Below are 18,911 nucleotides of genomic sequence, written 5' to 3' on the forward strand. Positions count from 1 at the left end.
ACTACAAACATTGCACCTTTTCCCCATCATTCGTCTTCTACACAAAACTAGATACTTTCCGATTTAAAAATTCATAAACTTTCTTTTCAAATAAATGAATATCAAATGCTCCCGCCATATGCCCATTTATACTTTCTATCTCATACACTTCCGCATACTTCCCTTGTTTTTGCAAAATATCTACCATTTTATAATTATAACGAGACGGCTGAAGCAAATCTTGTTTACATGGAATCATAAGTACATTCGCTTCTATGTTAGAAAGAGATTCTTCTAGTGAAGAAAACCCATGTGCAATATCATGCAATAAAACTGCCTTCGCAGTATACATCCATGAATTTGCATCTACTAACTCTATACTTCTATATGTCGCTGTATTTATCTCTTTTTCAAATGATGTTAATGTAGAAAACTTTTCATAAGGTTCTATCTCGATACTATTACGAGGAAATGCCATTTCATAAAAATGCTCATCAAACGCATTCATAAACATCATTCTATTTGCTAAATGAAGCCCCTTTATCGGCTGCTCTTCTCCGTATTTTCCATCTTTCCAACTTGAATCCAGTTGAATTGCCTCAATCGCATTTTGTGCTACGTTTACTGACGTAATAATTGGATTTTGTGGGTTCGTAATAACGCCAATCATCCGCTCTACCATATGTGGATAGTGAACCGCCCATTGTTGTGCAATCATTCCCCCCGCCGATGGTCCGATTACAGCGTGTAACCTTGAAATTCCCATACCTTTTATTAACTCATATTGCATACGAGCTACATCAAGAAATGTAAAAACCGGAAAATCCATAGCATATTCTTCTCCAGTTTCTGGGTTAATTGATTTCGGTCCTGTTGTAATCACATATGGATTCCTCACCTGCACATTACAAAGATTATCCGTACATATAACAAAATACTTATTTGTATCAATTGCTTTTCCAGGTCCGATGAGCCCATCCCACCAACCAGACTCCTCATCATGTACTGTATATTTTCCTGCCGCATGACTTGTTGCACTAAAATAATGACAAACCAAAATCACATTTGACCTTTCTCTATTTAACATACCATATGTCTCGTATCCCATTTGAACAGGAATTTCTCTGCCATTTTCAAACGCAAACTCTTTTAAAATAAATTTCTCTTTTTTTACAATTTGCACAGACTCTCCCTCTCCCCGTTATAGTATGAACTGCTTACTAAAGACTTTTTTCTGTGCAAACTAATCTCCTTCTTCTTTTCACAAATAAATGAATAATATACAAAATTAGCCACAAAATAGCACTATATTACAAGATTAAAGAGGGCATACACATGATTTGGAATTGGTTACGTAAGAAAAAAAAATCAAATACACCAGAAGCAAACAAAACAGATAAATGGGAGCAGCATTCTAACAATCAAGAGGGTGATAACGAAGAACAGACTAGAAGTATGAAACATAATAAGGGTAAAAATAACGAGCAAAAAGATTCCTCTCAGGATAAGCAACAAAGTGCTAAACAAGAGGATTCCTCTCAGGATAAGCAACAAAGCGCTAAACAAGAGGATTCTTCTCAGAATAAGCAACAAAGCGCTAAACAAGAGGATTCTTCTCAAGATAAGCAACAAAACGCTAAACAAGATGATTCTTCTCAGGATAAGCAACAAAGCTCTAAACAAGGTGATTCTTCTCAAGATAAACAACAAAAGGCTAAGCACGATGAACCCTCTCAAAGTAAGCAACAAAGCTCTGGAGGTAATAGTATTTATGACTTTACAAAACCAGAAAAAGACCGTATTCATTCTCTACAAGATTTAATAGAGAAACTTAAAAAGTCTAGTGATTTTATTAATTACCATACATCTGACGATGAAACGATGCCTTATTGGATTTCTTACTATCGCCCTTCACTTGATGGAGAGAAATTACAGAAATATTTAATGCCTACTCTTTTAGAGAAACCTTGTGCTTCTCTAGAACAACTAAAAGAACATATTCCGATGAGCGGCATTACAATTACGAACGACTTACAAAAAATTGAGGATATGGTTTTAAAGGGGCATGCGATCATTCAATTAAATCAGCAAGATCAAAAATGTATGCTTGCAAACATTGCAATTGATAATTATCGTGCGCCAACCCCTCCTTTAAACGAATCAACTGTTATTGGTCCGCAAGAAGGTTTCGTAGAGGATATTGATACAAACATTAATTTAGTTCGAAAACGTCTTCCTGTTTTAGATTTACAAACAAAAGAAATGATTATCGGCGAGTTTTCCAAAACAAAAGTTGTCATGATGTATTTAGACAACCTAGCTGAAAAAGATAATGTAGATTTTCTCGAGGAATCATTACGCGCTCTTGAATATGATCAAATTAATGATAGTGCTTATATACAAGAATTGATGGGTGAAAAATCAATTTTCCCTCTCTATATCAATACAGAACGTACTGATAGAGTTACAAAAGCACTAATTGATGGAAAAATCGCTATTTTTGTTGATGGTTCTCCAAGTGTTTTACTAACACCTGTATCCTATTTCGATTTTTTCATTTCACCAGAAGACTATAACGTCTCTTGGCTATACGCTACATTTTCAAGAATTTTGCGCCTTATCGCCGTTCTATTTTCAATTTGCGCTACACCGTTATACGTTGCAGTTTTAAATTATCATTATGAACTTATTCCAAGTGATTTACTTGAAACTTTGATTTTATCAAGGGCACAAGTACCATTCCCACCTTTAATTGAAGCACTCTTTTTAGAACTCGCAATTGATTTATTAAGAGAAGCTGGTGCAAGGTTACCGATGAAAGTTGGGCAAACACTCGGTATTGTAGGCGGTATCGTAATCGGGCAAGCATCTGTACAAGCTGGGTTAACGAGTAATATTTTATTAATTATCGTTGCACTATCAGCACTCGCTTCCTTTATTACACCTATTTATAAAATGGGTAATGCTGTTCGACTACTACGCTTCCCGTTTCTCATATTTGCAGAAATAGGTGGACTTTTCGGTATTTCTCTTGGATTTATCTTTTTATTTACTCATCTATTTAGACTTACTTCCTTACGTAAGCCGTACGCTTTGTTTTATCCGACAAGGCAACAATCAGTTAAAGATTCTTGGATCCGTTTTCCATTAACGATGATTGATACAAGAGATGTGCAAGCAAGACCACAACATGTAAAAAAGGCTGCGAAAGGAATTTCAACAAAACATAGATCGGACTTTGATGATTAAGAAATGAGGTGCATTCGATGAGTAAGGTTCAAGAAAAATATCAAATATCTCCTGTCTTTGTTTTCTTCTTAATTCACGGTGCACAGTTTGGCGCTGGCGTTCTCGGATTCGCTCGAATTATTGCAAAAGCTGCTGGATACGATGGATGGATAGGAGTTATTATCACAGGAATTGGTATCCATATTCTTATATGGATGATGTATTTTTTATTAAGGGAAACAAACGGGAATTTAATTGACTTACATCGGCAAACATTTGGAAAGTGGCTAGGGAATGGCTTTAATATCATCTTTGCAGCTTATTTTTTAATCGTCAGTATTTCTGTCATTCGAACATACGTTGAAATTATTCAAGTATGGATGTTCCCTACCGCTTCCACCTTTATGTTAACACTCTTTTTATGCTTAGTTAGTTATTACATTATTTCTTCTGGATTTCGTGTCATTACTGGCATTTGCGTCATCTCTGTTGGTGGTACACTAGGATATTTACTTCTTAGCTTATTCGTTTTGAAATACTCACATTGGGATAATTTACTTCCTATATTCACACATTCTTTTTCAGATATTTTAAAAGCCGCCAATCTGTCAATCTACAGTATGACCGGCTTTGAGATTTACCTCATGGTTTATCCATTTGTGAAAAAACCTGCGCAATCTCATAAATACGCTCAATACGGGGCATTATTTTCAAATCTTCTATATTTATTTAGTACCCTTTTAGCCTTTGCGTTTTTTAGTGAGAAACAATTGTTAAAAACGATATGGTCACAACTTTCTATGACCCAAGTCATTCAATTACCATTTATAGAAAGGCTAGAATATATTGCAATTTCAGGCTATGCACTTGTTATTATTACAAGTTTCATCCTCCCCTTATGGGCGGCAACGAGAGCAACTCACGAAATATTTCGTGTAAAACAAAGAGGTATTTTAATCGCTTTTATCCTTATCACTCTCATTGTTTCACAACTTTTAACAAACAGACATGATATTAATAACTTTATTAGTAATGCATCAAAAGTTAGTTTTTGGCTCATTTATGTATACATCCCAATCCTATTTATTATTGTGTGGGTGAAAAGAAAATGGAAAAAATCAAAAGTAAATTAATACTTATTTCTTGTATAGCACTCTTTAGTTTAACTGGATGTTTACAAAAAAATATTATCGATGATGTACAGCTTATTCAAGGAACCGTTTTTGATGTAGCAAAAGATAATAAAGTAAAAGTGACATTCGTTTGTCCCATTCAGAAAAAAGGAAATAAAGTTCAAGTTTTTGAAGGCAGCGCAAATGCAGTAAAACAAGTAAAAGCAGACACATCTTTAGAGTCTTCTCAACCATTTGCTAGCGGACAAATGCGTGTCGCTCTATATACGATAAGACTTGCCAAAACAGGAATGTCTACTTCATTCGATACATTACTTCGAGATGTGAATATAGGGAACGCTTTATATGTTGGTTTATTAGAGGGGAATGGTACTGAACTTTTAAAAGGGAAATATACGACTTCATACAACGTTGCAATTTATATAAAAAAGTTGTTAGAACATAATATGGAGACTGGTCCTTTACCAACGGATAATCTACATGTAGGAGCATTCCGTTATTATCAAGAAGGGCAAGACTACTATATTCCAATTCTAAAGAAACATGGTGATAAAATAAAAATTAACGGAATTGGTCTTTTTAAAAAGGATAAGTATATCGGTAAAATCGCGGAAAAAGATATGTTCATATTTAAAGGACTATTAGAGAAACATAAATTAGATTCGCACGAATTTAAAACAGATTCTGCGTACGTAATGATTAATAATATTCGTTCTGTTCCAACTTACGATATAAAAATTAAAAACGGGAAGCCTTCCTTTTTCATTCACGTTCATCTTGATGCACGTATTCAAGAACTATCGAAACAAATTAACTTAGAAAATAACAAGAACACAAAAAAGATTGAAAAAAATGTCCAAAAACAATTGGATGTACAAGCTACCAAGTTAATCAAGCAGTTTAAATCTTTAAACGTCGATCCTCTCGGGCTAGGTGCAAAGTATAAGCAACATTATCGCCCATTCAAATTAGAAGAATGGAGACAAATGTATAAAGATGTTCCGGTTCATATAAAATACACCGTGAATATTACAAATTCTGGTGTAATTGAATGAGAAATGATTGAACTCCTCTCTCCAGCATGATACAACGGAAAGAGGAGTTTTTATTTTAGATAGAGAGAGAAGATATTTATGGGGGAGCTTATGTCTAAAAAATTAGTAAAGCCTATTTTAAATGGTATTTTATTTCTCGGCGTCTTTTTATTTGCTCATACATACTTAAAAAATGTTTCCTTCACACGTTATTTACTGGCCGTTATCCCAATGTTACTCGTTGGTATATTTGGCATCGATCTTATTTTATCTATTTTAATTAAGAAAGAGGAATAACAGTCGGGCATCTTATTTTCTATAAGATGTTCTTTTCATTTCATAATCACCTTATGTTACAATGAAATTCGGCAGAAAACGAGAAAGGATTGAAACAACATGACAAACGAAAAAGGTTTAGATAAAGGATACGAACTTGTTGCGAAAATGCATGAAGTATTCGGACATCCTGTGACAAATACTCCAACCAAATTAGCTGAAGAGCGCGCAAAAATTCGTGCGAGTTTTATGCAAGAAGAGCTAGAAGAATTTCTAGAAGCAACAACTGTTGAAGATCAATACGATGCACTGATTGACCTTATTTACTTTGCATTCGGAACGTTTACAGAAATGGGCGTACGTCCAGATAAAGGATTCGAAATTGTAAATAATGCAAACATGGCAAAATTATTCCCTGATGGAAAACCTCGCTTCCGTGAAGGTGATGGCAAAATTCTAAAACCAGAAGGCTGGCAAGCACCTGAGCCGCAACTTCGTGCTGAGATTGAACGTCAGCGCCAAGAAGCTGAAAAAAACTGCTAGGATTTCCTAGCAGTTTTTTATTATGTCTTTTTCTCTGCAACTCATTAATGACCCACGTGTCCCGCGTGTCCTGCTGCTCCACCAATGCTAGCCGCTCCTGCTGCTGCTCCTGCTCCCATTCCACCTGTCCAAGGAGAAGATTGTTGCTGTTGTTGATATTGCTGATATTGTTGGTGTTGATGTTGCTGGTGTTGTTGGCCTTGATGACCATGTTGACCTTGATGACCGTGAACACCTTGATGATGGTGTTGGCCTTGATGACCGTGTTGGCCTTGATGATGATGGTATCCATGATGACCATGTTGACCTTGATGATGGTGATGCCCTTGGTGCGTTTGATAAAGAACAGCCTGTGGATGTATATGCTGGTGTCCGTGGTGATGTACTTGTTGTTGATGACCATGTTGGCCTTGGTGATGATGGTGTCCATGATGGCCGTGTTGACCTTGATGGTGGTGGTGTCCATGTTGGCCGTGTTGACCTTGATGGTGGTGATGTCCATGATGACCGTGTTGGCCTTGATGATGGTGATGCACGTGGTGACCGTGAACACCTTGCGGATAACCACCTACTCCGCCTGCTACAACACCTACTCCTGGTACCGGAAATCCTGTCTGCACTCCTCCAACAAAAGAAGGAAATGTAGTTGGTACTCCTACTGGAATTCCTGTCTGTACGCCAGCTACTGATGTCGGAAATCCGCCTGTTACTGTAGGCATTCCAGCCCCTGATGTCGAAAAACCTCCCATTAATGTAGGCATTCCAGTTTGCATGCCAGCTACCGATGTTGGAAATCCTCCTGCTACTCCACCCATCCAGCTCGGAATTCCACCGTACCCTTGTTGGCCAGCCCCTCCCATTAACATCATTTGTGTATAACTGTCCGATTCGCCCCCGAAGAAGCCATGTGGTGCATTATTGTCCATCCCTTTCATTCCTTTCACCTCTTCTACTCAATTTAGCCTACCTTTTTTATCATATTTCCTATAGAAGAATAGGTGTTTGTCTGTATTGGAATTCCGCTCTTTTATTTGTAGGTAGTGGAATAATTGAAAACTTAGACTAAGGTGATCCTAAGATTATTTTCTACACAAAAAAAGCTCAGAGTATAAATACTCTGAGCTTTTTTGAATGAATTAGTTTGCAACAACGTTAACAAGTTTTCCAGGAACTACAATTACTTTACGAACCGTTTTTCCTTCGATTTGGTCTTGAATTGCTTCAAGTGCAAGTTGCTCCATTTCTTCTTTTGATGCGTCTTTACTCATTGTTAGTTTCGCGCGAACTTTGCCCATAATTTGAACAACGATTTCAACTTCATCTTCTACAAGTTTAGACTCATCAAATGTTGGCCAGCTTGCATATGTGATTGTTTCATTGTATCCAAGTTTGCTCCATAGCTCTTCCCCGATGTGAGGTGCAACTGGTGCAATCATTTTTACGAAACCTTCTACATATTCTTTCGGAAGTGTTTCAGCTTTGTATGCATCGTTGATGAATACCATCATTTGAGAAATCGCTGTGTTGAAGCGAAGCTCTGCATAGTCTTCTGTCACTTTCTTCACTGTTTGGTGGTAAGCTTTTTCAAGTTCTTTATTTGGTGCATCAGTAATTTTCTCACTTAATTCACCGCTATCTTGAATGAATAGACGCCATACGCGGTCTAGGAAACGACGAGCTCCATCAAGACCATTTTCAGACCAAGCGATCGAAGCATCTAATGGTCCCATGAACATTTCGTATAGACGAAGTGTATCTGCACCGTGGCTTGCTACGATATCATCAGGGTTTACAACGTTACCTTTTGATTTACTCATTTTCTCGTTGTTTTCACCTAGAATCATACCTTGGTTGAATAATTGTTGGAACGGCTCTTTCGTTGGAACTACACCGATATCGTATAATACTTTATGCCAGAAACGAGCATATAGTAAGTGAAGTACGGCATGCTCCGCCCCGCCGATATAAATATCAACTGGAAGCCATTGTTTTACCTTTTCAGGATCTACAAGTGCTTCGCTATTGTTTGGATCGATGTAACGTAGGTAATACCAGCAGCTACCAGCCCATTGTGGCATTGTATTCGTTTCACGACGACCTTTTTTACCAGTTTCAGGATCAACAACATTTACCCACTCGTCAATGTTAGCAAGTGGTGATTCACCTGTACCTGAAGGACGGATGTTTTCTGTTTTCGGAAGAACTAATGGTAATTCTTCTTCTTTCACAGCTGTCATTGTGCCATCTTCCCAGTGAATTACTGGAATTGGCTCACCCCAGTAACGTTGACGGCTAAATAACCAGTCACGTAGACGGTACGTTACTTTTTGATTTCCTGCGCTCGTTACTTCAAGCCATTCAATCATTTTTGCGATTGCTTCTTCTTTATTTAAACCATCAAGGAATGCTGAGTTTACGTGTGCACCATCACCTGTGTACACTTCTTTCGTAATGTCTCCGCCTTTTACAACTTCCTTCATTGAAAGATTGAATACTGATGCGAATTCATAGTCACGCTCATCGTGAGCTGGAACTGCCATTACAGCACCTGTTCCGTAAGTTGCAAGAACATAGTCAGCGATCCAGATTGGTAATTTCTCACCGTTTACTGGGTTAACTGCGTAAGCACCAGTGAATACACCAGTTTTCTCTTTCGCAAGTTCTGTACGCTCTAGGTCACTCTTCATTTTTACAGCGTTAATGTAAGCTTCTACCGCTTCTTTTTGTTCTGCTGTTGTAATTTCTGCAACAAGTGCATGTTCCGGAGCAAGTACACAGTATGTTGCACCGAATAATGTATCAGGGCGCGTTGTGAAAACTGTGAATTTCTCGTCTGTACCGTCGATATTGAAGTGCACTTCTGCACCTTCAGAACGACCGATCCAGTTACGTTGCATATCTTTTAAGCTTTCTGGCCAATCAAGCTCATCTAGATCTTCTAATAGACGATCTCCGTAAGCTGTAATTTTTAACATCCACTGTCTCATCGGACGACGCTCAACTGGATGTCCGCCGCGCTCACTCTTACCGTCAATGATTTCTTCGTTTGCAAGTACTGTACCAAGCGCTGGGCACCAGTTTACAGGTACTTCATCAACGTAAGCTAAACCTTTTTCAAATAGTTTTAGGAAGATCCATTGTGTCCACTTGTAGTAGTTTGGATCTGTTGTATTTACTTCACGATCCCAATCATAAGAGAAGCCTAATGCTTTAATTTGATTACGGAACGTATTAATATTAATCTCTGTAAATTCTGCCGGACTGTTTCCAGTATCAAGTGCATATTGCTCTGCTGGAAGACCGAATGCATCCCATCCCATTGGATGAAGAACGTTATATCCTTGCATACGCTTCATACGAGATAAAATATCTGTCGCTGTATAACCTTCTGGATGTCCTACGTGTAGGCCTGCACCTGATGGATATGGGAACATATCTAGTGCATAAAATTTTGGTTTTTCTGTCTCATCTGGCGTACGGAATGTTTTATTCTCTTCCCAGTACCCTTGCCACTTCTTCTCAATATCTTGATGATTAAAGCTCATGAGATACCCTCCTTGAAATTCTATTTATTTTCACCGCCCAAAATACAAAAAACCTCTCATCCCTAGAAAGGGACGAGAGGTTATAGATTCCCGCGGTACCACCCTAAATTAATGTAAAAATATACATTCGCTTAGATCCGTAACGTGGATTAACGGCAATTGCTACTATTAGTTTCACAACTGCAACTCAAAGGCGAGTTCATAACGAAACGTGGATTGACTTGCACCGACCGTCAACTCTCTAAACCAGCTTCTATTACTACTACTCCTTCTCACTGTTATTACACATATAAGTTAAGTGAACTATCCTTCAATTAGTATCTCTTAAGAGCTTACTTAAAGCGAGGACTTCTCGGTTAATCGTTACTCTTAATAACTAACGAGTTCATATTAAGACAGCCGAGCTATCTCCCTTGTTCTAAAGGTTGTTTTATTTAAATATATTCTAAAACATGTGAACATGTTCCGTCAAACTAAACTGCAATTTTTTCTTCAACTGTTTCTTCTACTTTTACTCGTTTATCATAAATACTCGTTGCTATAAGCGCTACTACAAGCATTACCATGATTGCTATAAACAATACTTCCATATTGTATAAATCAACAATCGCTCCGCCAACGACCGGCCCGAACATTTTCCCTACAGTCGCCGCACTATTTACAACACCTTGATAAAAACCTAGTTTATCTTTTGGCGCAAGTATATTTGCAATCGTCGGCACCGCTGGCCATACAAATAACTCACCAATTGTTAATGTTACCATCGCAATGAGAAACATCGTAAATTGCTGCGCTTGACTTAACACAATGAATGACGCCGCAAAAATGAAGATTCCAATCATAATTTGCTGTTTTAAAGAACGCTTCATCCAGCGAATTAGCATACTAACAAGTGGCTGCGCACAAACAATCATCGCTCCGTTTATCGTCCATAATAAACTATAGTGACGAAGGCTAATATTCAATTCTTGCATATGTGTTGCAATCGCTCCTTGCCACTGTACGTATGTAACCCAGCATAAAGCATATGCTACACATACGATAAGAAGTGCTTTGAATCCAGGTGTAAGTGACCAACCTTTTTTCGTCTCAACTTCTTTTTGCACTCCTGGCTCTTTCTTGTCTTCCATACCACGGAATCCAATAAAAGCAATTAAGAAGAAAACAAAGTATAAAATAAAGTTCGCTAAGAAAATATAATCAAAACGATATGAAGCAACTAAACCACCACACGCTGTTCCAATCGCAATACCAACGTTTTGTCCAACGTACATCGCATTAAACGCTCGTCTTCCGCCCTCTGGCCAAACCGTACCAACCATCGCATACATCGATGGGAAGACCATCCCAGAACCGAAGCCGATTAACGCTAGCCACACAACATATAACGGCCAACCGTGGAAGAACACAAGACCTAAAATCGATACGAGTGTAATGACAATCCCTACTAAAATTGATTTATAACCGCCCCATTTATCAAATAAAACACCGCCGAGCAAGTTTCCGATTACACCAGTAAGCGAGTTGATCATTAGTACCATCCCGGCCACAGATAAAGATTTTCCTAGGTGATCATGCAAATAAATTGTATTAAAAGGCCATAAAAAAGAAGCACCCGTGACATTAATAATCATCCCAGCTACTAATAGCCATACTTTCCTTGGCATAGATTCCCCTCCTATTCTATTTTTTTCGTTCATATATAACAGTAAAATTGTAGTCGTTTTTAAATAGGAAGGCAACTGATTAATAGTTGATGAAATTCAGATAATGGTTTATCGGTAAATGAAATTATATTTATCCCTGCTTGAAAATATATCAGCGATTTTTCAATTATATCGACCACAACTTGAAATATATCAGCGATTTTCTAAATATATCGACTTACCGACAAAAAACGACATCCGTAACAATATAGAAATAAGGGAGACTGCATAAAGTTCATGCAGTCTCCCTTATTTCTACTATCCAACTTCTTTTTCTCTCTTCGCACTTTCTTTAGCGCTCCATTTAAATATTTTATCTAATAAGGAATATATTCTCCCAGATTCTTTCGTTAACAAAGGTCCTAACGATGCCAATATTAAAACATACAAAGCTGAGAACGGTTTAATCGTTGCCATTAAGCCGCCCGCAATTCCAATATTAGCGACGATAATGGAAAATTCTCCGCGTGATACAAGTGTTAAACCGATATTTGTAGAAGCCTTATGTGATAACCCGGCTTTACGTCCCGCAACCATTCCAGCAGTAAAATTACCGATAAGAGTAATGAAAACTGCTCCTAATGCCAACCACACTGCTCCTCCAAGCGAAAATGGGTCTATACTTAAACCGAAGCTGAAAAAGAATATAGCTCCAAAGAAATCACGAAACGGAACAACGAGCTGTTCAATTCGATCACTATGCTCTGTTTCAGAAAAGACGAGCCCTAATAATAATGCTCCAATCGCCTCTGCAACATGAATCGTTTCTGAAAATCCTGCTACGAAGAACAAAATAGCGAATATTACGATAATAAATATTTCATTGGATGAAATATCTAACATTTTATTTAAAAATCGTGTAGCTTTTCTAGCAACTACAAAGAATAGTAACATATATCCTACTGCAATTAAAATGGATGTAAGAGCACCTACAAATGACGTTGCCCCTCCGAGTACTAATCCTGAAACGACTGATAAATATACCGCTAAAAAGATATCGTCAAACATAATGATTCCTAAAATTAGCTCCGTCTCTTTATTACCAGATCTTCTTAAATCAACAATTACTTTCGCAACAATTGCACTCGATGAAATTGTTATGATCCCAGCAATAATTAATGTTTCTAATAAGGGGAAACCCATTATATATCCGTAAAGTAAACCTAATATAAAATTAAGCGATATATGAACAGTTCCCCCAAAAGCAATTGATTTTCCTGATTTAATTAATTTTTTAATTGAGAATTCTAAGCCTAAATAGAATAAGAGGAATATAACGCCAACACGGCCGAGGAAGGAAATAACTTCTCCGCTTTCAATAAATCTTAAATCGATAAGCCCTAAATCTGGGGCATGAGGCCCCACTAGCATACCGAGTATAATGAGAAACGGAATAATCGAGAACTTTAACTTTGCAGCGAGAATAGCTGCAAAAGCGACTAATACTAACGCAGTTCCAACTTCAAAGATTAAAGTATCCATCGATTATGAATCCCCTCCTACTGAAAGCAACTCATTAATAATTCTTTTTACTTCATGTCTTTCGCCTGATAATACAAGCATATCGCCAGCTTCAATGATAGAATCTGGGCCTGGATTAAAGAACTTCTTCATATTCTTTTTCAAAATGGCAATGATTGTTACATTATATGTGTTTCGGACATGTAAACTACCAATTGTTTTTTGTACGACTGGTGCATTATTTTCCACCTTAAACCACTCTATTGATAATCCTTCAAAAGCCATTTCAATCGTATCTAAAGCTTGTGGTCTATATACCATTCCGCCCAATATAGCTGCAATTTGTCTCGCTTCGGAATCACGAAGAGAGACGCTTGAAATACTCTCCTCATGATCCGCATCAAAATGGTACATTTCTCTTCGGCCATCATCATGAATAACGATAACCATCTTTTCATTACCTTTTGTAATCACTTCAAACTTACATCCAATACCCGGCAGTTCACTCTCTCTAATATTCATATTTTCCGCCCCCTAATTTTTTAGTTACGGCTTTTATAAATCGACATCAATCTCCGTTTTAAAGGTTTCATCTTTTGAGATACCTAAATACTTTAACGTCTCTGATGGAGTCGCGTGATGAAAATGTTTTTGCAATAGCGCAATCGCTATCCCTCTTTTGTATGCATGAAATCCAAACGTTTTTCGCATTGAATTCGTTCCGATTTTACCAACAACTCCAACTGCTTCTGCAGCATTATGAATTACACGATACGCTTGTTGGCGCGTAATTGAATTTGGCGTTTTATTAGATTGAAATACGTAATTTTCTCTTTTAACGCCAATAGATTGTACGTAATCTAAAAGCGCTTCTTTTACTTTTGTATTTAAATAAATATCTTGTTTAAATTTTTCATCTTTCACAGGAAGAGTATAAAACTCTTTAACAGTCCCGTCTTCATGTAATACATCTTCAAATTTCATACTAAGTAGCTCTGTAATTTTTAATCCTGTGTTAATTCCAATAACAAATAAAAGATAATCTCGCTGGGAGTGCTCTTTTAAATATTTTTTCATAGCCTCAATTTGGTTTATATCTTTTAATGCCTCTACAACTTCCATACATGTATTCTCCTCATCTTATGAACGGTAATTTTCTCATCATGTTGTCCATTTTACCTTATCATGCTATGAGATTTCCATGTATTATCCATTATTTTCACAATATACTTTTGTGATCCAAGCAGTTTTCAATTTGGAAATTTACAATTGTACAAATACGTTGTGGTTAGAAAAGAAATAGGGGATAAAAGTTCAGCTTCTTTCTATAGATTGGATTCCTCCTTTCCTTATCCAGCTGCTTCTACTTTTATATTACGTTACTTATTTACATTATATTATACATTTCAGTAACATTAAAGTGTTTTTTCTGAAAATAATAAAAACCGAGCGATTTCGCTCGGTTTTTTATTAATCTTCTTTCGGAAGAACAATTCCTTTATACAATTGAACTGTAATAAGGTAATAAATCGTGTAAATAACTACGAAAATTACGATTGGTACCCAAATACGGAAGTACGGATCGACTAAAATAAATCCGAAAATATTCATACCAACTAATACGTGAGCGATACCCACAATTGCTGGGAATAAGAATACTAAGAATAACTCTTTATAAATTGATTTCGTTAATAATTCACGGCGTACACCGATTTTACGAAGCATTTGATAACGCGTAATATCTTTTGATGCACCAGAAAGAATTTTGAACATAAGACAGCTTGCCATCATTGCTAAGAAAGCAATTCCAAGGAAGAAGCCCATAAACACTGTTCCGCTCGCAAGACCGTAGAACATGTCATACACTTGATATTTACTACTCATTTGCTCAGCTTTTATATTTTTATATTTAGCTAGCTGCAACTCGTCAAGTTTTTTCCATTCTTTTGTGTGTGCTACGAAATCGCCTGTTTTTCCAGTAAATACGATTCCTTCTTTACCATTTACAGTATCGTACATTTTTTGATCTACAATTTTAATGGCACGATCTTGGTATATATAATATGGTTGGATTGTTCTAAATGCCTCATCCCATTCTTCAGGCATTGCTTGTTCATTTTGAGTTTGTTCTGAGCTCACTCCTGCTACTGTACCTACTGGAGCCTCTCCTGAAATTTCTTTATATTTACCGAAATTCTCTTTACCTACACCATTTCGAATAAATGGCTTATGTTTCTCTAAATCTTCTTTTACATAATAAATATATTTGTCGTCTACTTTATAACGATACTCAGCTTTACTTTTAAATGATATGCCCTCTAAAATTTTCTTCTCTTCGGCTGTAGGATTATGAATAACTGAATCATAAATTTCAAATCCATCAACCGTTTTTATAACGTTATTTTTAAACGCCATACCACCTGAAATTGCACCAGCTCCAAGAGCAACTAACATTGCTACCGTAGCAAGCACTTTCGTTAAGCTATTAATACGGAAATTTAATTGTGCAAATGTAAAAGCATTAAGTCCTTTTTCACTACGCTTTTTATTACTCTTTAACTTTTTAATAATGACTGGAAGGAGTGATCCAAATAGCATGTAAGTACCTGCTGTTGTTGTAATTAATGCAATAAGGATTCCCATTTCTCTTAGTTTTTCCATGTAAATCATTGATGCATAGCCAATCCCTAATAAAATAACCGCTAGGAATGCAACTAAACCTGTCATTTTGCCTTTTACTGCAACACGCTCTGTTTGCGCATCTGCATGTACAAGTTGCAGTACAGAAATACGTGATAATTTAATACTGTTCATAATTGCTGATAATATAAATAGCGCAAAGAAGAAGATGCAAGTAACAGTCATAGATGGCAGGTAGAATGCTTTATAGCCTTCACCAGCAAATTCTAATTGTTTCATTAATAACTGTCCGATACCTTCTGCAAGTCCTACCCCAACCACAAGTCCAATTGCAAGAGAAGCAGCACCTAATACAATCGTTTCAATAAACATAAGTAATGTAACTTTATGTTTTTTCGCTCCTAACATCATATACATACCAAACTCTTTTTGACGAAGAGATAATAAGAAAGAGTTCGCATATAAAATATAGAAGAACGTTATGATAGCTAATAAAAATGAACCTGCTTGGAATACGAATCCAATTGATTGAATAACTGAGTTGGATTCGATAAACGCTTTATTCAGCGCTAACGTTTGAAACATATAAAAAATTGAGATAGACATGACAAGACCGACAAGTAAGACGATATAATCTTTCAGCTTACTTTTTAGCCCTGACATGGAAAGTTTGAATAACATGCTCTAGAACCTCCTTTCTTACGCTTTTTGTGTACCTAAGTCCGCAAGCACATCTAAAATTTCTTTATAAAACTCTTCACGTGTACCGTCGCGGTGAATTTCTTTATATAGCTCACCATCTTGAATGAATAAAATACGCTGACAGTAACTTGCACTATACGGATCATGTGTAACCATCATAATAGATACGCCTTGATCTTTATTTAAGTTTGTCATCGCATCAAGTAAACTCGTTGCATTTTTAGAATCAAGCGCTCCTGTTGGCTCGTCCCCTAAAATAATTGCAGGCTCATGTACTAAAGCACGCGCTGCTGCTGAACGTTGTTTCTGTCCACCAGATACTTCAGATGGATACTTTTGAAGAATTTCTGTAATCCCTAACATATCCGCTACTTTTTCTACTTTCGGTCCAATATTACGTGACGCGACACCTTGAAGAGATAATGGAAGTGCGATGTTTTCATAAATAGATAAGTTCTCTAATAGGTTAAAGTCTTGGAAAATGAATCCTAATTTTTGTGAACGGAAATCAGAAAGTTCACCTTGCTTCATTTTCGTAATATCCGTACCCGCAATTTCAACAACGCCGCCCGTTGCTTTATCAAGTGTTGAAATTACGTTTAATAATGTCGTTTTACCAGAACCAGATGGTCCCATAATCCCTACAAACTCACCCTCTTGAATTGAGAATGAAACACCTTTTAACGCATGTGATTGGTTCTCACCTTTTTTACCGTACACTTTTTGGACGTTTTTCACGTCTACAACTGGTTTCGTCATATATATCCTCCTACGCTTGTTTTTCCATTACCTATTTTGCGCTTTTTAGAGGCGAACTGCTATTTGTTAACATTACATTTACCTTACACTTTTGTAATATAAAAAAGATAAGTGTGTAAGGTTCGGTGATAAATGAAATTTTATTAGCGATTTCTCAAATATATCGGTGATTCGCGAACGAATATCGACTTTCCGAAAAAAATGACAATAAAAATGGGCTGTTCCACAAAAGGAACAGCCCACTTCTCTCTTTATTTCTTTAAAGGTGTTACCGTCCAATAGGTAATAACACGCCAAATCCATTCTAATGGACCCATTTTAAAGATTTTCATCCAAATTACGCTAAATACAATTTGAATTGCATAAATTGCAATACATACATATAACGTCTGCATGTAAGTTAAGTTTTCTGCAAAGTTAAATACACTTCCTGCGATTAAAATCATTGCAGTTTGTCCAATATAATTCGTTAAAGCCATTCGGCCATAATATTTCAGTGGTGCTAACAATGTTTGAACTAGTTTTAATTGAAGTAATAAAATTAATGCTCCAACATAGAAAGCTGAAATAATCGGTCCAACTGTAACACCAATTTTTAAAAATTGGCTTGCAGCATTCATTGTTCCATCCTCATTCTCAAGTATCATATTTATAAATGGTTCAGCAGGAACGTGCCCATATTGATACCATACAGCTATGACACTTAAAACAAACATAATACCTGTAAAAATAGCGACTTTCTTTATATTTTGCACAAGGTTTTCAAATACACGATATTGTCCTGCAGCAAGCCCTAATAAAATTAAGCCAAGTGGTAATAGTTCTTTAACTCCCATTACACTGAAGGCAATTGTCAAAATAAATCCTAGTACTAGGTTCACTGCTTTTTTCGCTTTATAAAACGGTAAAACGATTAATCCGCAAATTGCGTATAACGCCAGCGCTTCCCCAGGCTGAAACATTTGATGAATTAAACCAAAAATAAATAATGCTACTAAGCGACGTAAAAATAAAACATAGCCATTTTTCCCTTTCGCAATCGCTCTTGAAATAAAGATATAAAATCCTACTCCAAATAAGAATGAGAAGATTGAGAAGAAACGACCTTCTACAAATAAGTATAGAAACCTTTGATAGCTCACATCCACTGTATTAGGATCTGGGATTTTAATATGAAGTAGTGCAAGAATATTTACTAAAATAATCCCCAGTAGTGCAAAGCCACGAATGTAATCTAACTCATCAATTCGTTTGTTTGTAATATTGTTCCCCATAAAGCAGCTCCTTGTCCAAAATTTAATCCTCCCTTACTCTACTGGAAAAGGACAATTACAACTATCGGCAAACCTTACAGGAATCTTACATTATTGTCATATAGCAAAATAAAACCAGGTCATATTGCGACCTGGTCTACTCTGATTGTTTCGACTTTTGAGGTTGTCCTTTTTTACTATTACGCTGTTTTACTTGAACAATCGGATCAAGTTCATTCGAAAACTCAGCGTTATGTCCATTTTGTGTTTTTTGCTCTGGGTTATTTTGATCTGAACGTTTCGCCATTACATTCACTCCTTATTAGTGCGGTGTAATAATCATTTGATGTTGCAATTGGCGAATTGCCATACGTGCTCTATTTAATTGCTCACGTTGCTCATCATTTGCATGTTGTTGCATCGTTTGTAAATCGTTATACGCTTGTTCTAATTGTAACTGCGCATCCGAATACTCCATCGTATTATAATGCTCTTGTCTCATACCTTGGTCTAATTGTTCTTTCGCATATTCCACCGCTTGTTCCGCTTGTGTAATATACGATTCAAGTGATTGACGCTCTGCCATAATTGTCCCTCCTTGCTTCAATTCCCCTTTAGTGTGTCCCTTCCTTATGAACCTTATGAGTATGTT

Annotated in this window: 17 protein-coding genes and 1 other annotated feature; of the genes, 5 read left to right on the forward strand and 12 right to left on the reverse strand. The window is 36.7% G+C overall.

Annotation, left to right across the window (positions count from 1 at the left end):
• Positions 1 to 37 precede the first annotated feature (37 nt).
• Positions 38 to 1,162 carry a homoserine O-acetyltransferase family protein gene (locus AC241_RS23460; protein ID WP_029442853.1) on the reverse strand — a complete coding sequence of 375 codons (1,125 nt, stop codon included), beginning with the start codon at positions 1,160 to 1,162 and terminating at the stop codon, positions 38 to 40.
• Positions 1,163 to 1,314: 152 nt separating this feature from the next.
• Between AC241_RS23460 and AC241_RS23465 the strand changes: the two genes are divergently transcribed.
• The 5 genes from AC241_RS23465 (at position 1,315) to AC241_RS23485 (ending at position 6,193) form a co-directional block, all read left to right on the forward strand.
• The gene (locus AC241_RS23465) at positions 1,315 to 3,228 is read left to right on the forward strand and encodes a spore germination protein (protein ID WP_080990848.1); all 1,914 of its coding nucleotides are present in this window, start codon (positions 1,315 to 1,317) and stop codon (positions 3,226 to 3,228) included.
• Positions 3,229 to 3,245: 17 nt separating this feature from the next.
• Positions 3,246 to 4,340 (forward strand): spore germination protein, encoded by a 1,095-nt coding sequence (locus tag AC241_RS23470; protein ID WP_016080008.1) that lies wholly within the window; start codon positions 3,246 to 3,248, stop codon positions 4,338 to 4,340.
• A complete protein-coding gene (gene gerHC / locus AC241_RS23475; RefSeq protein ID WP_016080007.1) occupies positions 4,316 to 5,395 on the forward strand; it encodes a spore germination protein GerHC in 1,080 nt (359 codons plus the stop codon). Before AC241_RS23470 ends, gerHC begins: the two co-directional genes overlap by 25 nt.
• A gap of 90 nt (positions 5,396 to 5,485) precedes the next feature.
• On the forward strand, positions 5,486 to 5,671 hold the full coding sequence (locus AC241_RS23480; protein WP_016080006.1) for a hypothetical protein: 186 nt from the start codon (positions 5,486 to 5,488) through the stop codon (positions 5,669 to 5,671).
• Between the two features lie 99 nt (positions 5,672 to 5,770).
• Complete coding sequence (locus AC241_RS23485; RefSeq protein WP_016080005.1) at positions 5,771 to 6,193, forward strand: pyrophosphohydrolase domain-containing protein; 423 nt, start codon at positions 5,771 to 5,773, stop codon at positions 6,191 to 6,193.
• Positions 6,194 to 6,237: 44 nt separating this feature from the next.
• Here AC241_RS23485 and AC241_RS23490 read toward each other — a convergent pair whose 3' ends face one another.
• The 11 genes from AC241_RS23490 to AC241_RS23540 form a co-directional block, all read right to left on the reverse strand.
• On the reverse strand, positions 6,238 to 7,128 hold the full coding sequence (locus tag AC241_RS23490) for a hypothetical protein (protein WP_050844600.1): 891 nt from the start codon (positions 7,126 to 7,128) through the stop codon (positions 6,238 to 6,240).
• Between the two features lie 201 nt (positions 7,129 to 7,329).
• Positions 7,330 to 9,738 (reverse strand): leucine--tRNA ligase, encoded by a 2,409-nt coding sequence (gene leuS / locus AC241_RS23495; RefSeq protein ID WP_029443454.1) that lies wholly within the window; start codon positions 9,736 to 9,738, stop codon positions 7,330 to 7,332.
• Positions 9,739 to 9,803: 65 nt separating this feature from the next.
• Positions 9,804 to 10,023: a binding site (T-box leader), on the reverse strand.
• A 188-nt stretch (positions 10,024 to 10,211) separates the two neighbouring features.
• Complete coding sequence (locus AC241_RS23500; RefSeq protein ID WP_029443455.1) at positions 10,212 to 11,405, reverse strand: MDR family MFS transporter; 1,194 nt, start codon at positions 11,403 to 11,405, stop codon at positions 10,212 to 10,214.
• 297 nt (positions 11,406 to 11,702) lie between these two features.
• Positions 11,703 to 12,926, reverse strand: coding sequence for a cation:proton antiporter (locus AC241_RS23505; protein WP_000380176.1), 1,224 nt, complete (start codon positions 12,924 to 12,926; stop codon positions 11,703 to 11,705).
• Between the two features lie 3 nt (positions 12,927 to 12,929).
• Entirely contained in the window at positions 12,930 to 13,427 is a 498-nt protein-coding gene (locus tag AC241_RS23510; protein WP_001026053.1) for a cation:proton antiporter regulatory subunit, read from the reverse strand.
• 33 nt (positions 13,428 to 13,460) lie between these two features.
• Positions 13,461 to 14,027 (reverse strand): tyrosine-type recombinase/integrase, encoded by a 567-nt coding sequence (locus AC241_RS23515; protein WP_016079999.1) that lies wholly within the window; start codon positions 14,025 to 14,027, stop codon positions 13,461 to 13,463.
• 348 nt (positions 14,028 to 14,375) lie between these two features.
• A complete protein-coding gene (locus AC241_RS23520) occupies positions 14,376 to 16,226 on the reverse strand; it encodes an FtsX-like permease family protein (RefSeq protein ID WP_043935249.1) in 1,851 nt (616 codons plus the stop codon).
• An 18-nt stretch (positions 16,227 to 16,244) separates the two neighbouring features.
• Positions 16,245 to 17,006 carry an ABC transporter ATP-binding protein gene (locus AC241_RS23525; RefSeq protein WP_000165835.1) on the reverse strand — a complete coding sequence of 254 codons (762 nt, stop codon included), beginning with the start codon at positions 17,004 to 17,006 and terminating at the stop codon, positions 16,245 to 16,247.
• A 251-nt stretch (positions 17,007 to 17,257) separates the two neighbouring features.
• Positions 17,258 to 18,280 (reverse strand): DUF418 domain-containing protein, encoded by a 1,023-nt coding sequence (locus tag AC241_RS23530; protein ID WP_050844601.1) that lies wholly within the window; start codon positions 18,278 to 18,280, stop codon positions 17,258 to 17,260.
• 136 nt (positions 18,281 to 18,416) lie between these two features.
• Complete coding sequence (locus tag AC241_RS23535; RefSeq protein WP_001129340.1) at positions 18,417 to 18,566, reverse strand: hypothetical protein; 150 nt, start codon at positions 18,564 to 18,566, stop codon at positions 18,417 to 18,419.
• 15 nt (positions 18,567 to 18,581) lie between these two features.
• Positions 18,582 to 18,845 carry a YtzC family protein gene (locus AC241_RS23540; RefSeq protein ID WP_000840869.1) on the reverse strand — a complete coding sequence of 88 codons (264 nt, stop codon included), beginning with the start codon at positions 18,843 to 18,845 and terminating at the stop codon, positions 18,582 to 18,584.
• Between the last annotated feature and the right edge of the window lie 66 nt (positions 18,846 to 18,911).

Source organism: Bacillus thuringiensis, assembly GCF_001182785.1.
GTDB classification, from domain to species: domain Bacteria; phylum Bacillota; class Bacilli; order Bacillales; family Bacillaceae_G; genus Bacillus_A; species Bacillus_A thuringiensis_S.

Coding starts and splice junctions, on each gene's coding strand:
- AC241_RS23465 (WP_080990848.1), top strand. CDS start 1,315: ATGATTTGGAATTGGTTACGTAAGAAAAAAAAATCAAATACACCAGAA.
- AC241_RS23470 (WP_016080008.1), top strand. CDS start 3,246: ATGAGTAAGGTTCAAGAAAAATATCAAATATCTCCTGTCTTTGTTTTC.
- gerHC (WP_016080007.1), top strand. CDS start 4,316: ATGGAAAAAATCAAAAGTAAATTAATACTTATTTCTTGTATAGCACTC.
- AC241_RS23480 (WP_016080006.1), top strand. CDS start 5,486: ATGTCTAAAAAATTAGTAAAGCCTATTTTAAATGGTATTTTATTTCTC.
- AC241_RS23485 (WP_016080005.1), top strand. CDS start 5,771: ATGACAAACGAAAAAGGTTTAGATAAAGGATACGAACTTGTTGCGAAA.
- AC241_RS23490 (WP_050844600.1), bottom strand. CDS start 7,128: ATGAAAGGGATGGACAATAATGCACCACATGGCTTCTTCGGGGGCGAA.
- leuS (WP_029443454.1), bottom strand. CDS start 9,738: ATGAGCTTTAATCATCAAGATATTGAGAAGAAGTGGCAAGGGTACTGG.
- AC241_RS23500 (WP_029443455.1), bottom strand. CDS start 11,405: ATGCCAAGGAAAGTATGGCTATTAGTAGCTGGGATGATTATTAATGTC.
- AC241_RS23505 (WP_000380176.1), bottom strand. CDS start 12,926: ATGGATACTTTAATCTTTGAAGTTGGAACTGCGTTAGTATTAGTCGCT.
- AC241_RS23510 (WP_001026053.1), bottom strand. CDS start 13,427: ATGAATATTAGAGAGAGTGAACTGCCGGGTATTGGATGTAAGTTTGAA.
- AC241_RS23515 (WP_016079999.1), bottom strand. CDS start 14,027: ATGGAAGTTGTAGAGGCATTAAAAGATATAAACCAAATTGAGGCTATG.
- AC241_RS23520 (WP_043935249.1), bottom strand. CDS start 16,226: ATGTTATTCAAACTTTCCATGTCAGGGCTAAAAAGTAAGCTGAAAGAT.
- AC241_RS23525 (WP_000165835.1), bottom strand. CDS start 17,006: ATGACGAAACCAGTTGTAGACGTGAAAAACGTCCAAAAAGTGTACGGT.
- AC241_RS23530 (WP_050844601.1), bottom strand. CDS start 18,280: ATGGGGAACAATATTACAAACAAACGAATTGATGAGTTAGATTACATT.
- AC241_RS23535 (WP_001129340.1), bottom strand. CDS start 18,566: ATGGCGAAACGTTCAGATCAAAATAACCCAGAGCAAAAAACACAAAAT.
- AC241_RS23540 (WP_000840869.1), bottom strand. CDS start 18,845: ATGGCAGAGCGTCAATCACTTGAATCGTATATTACACAAGCGGAACAA.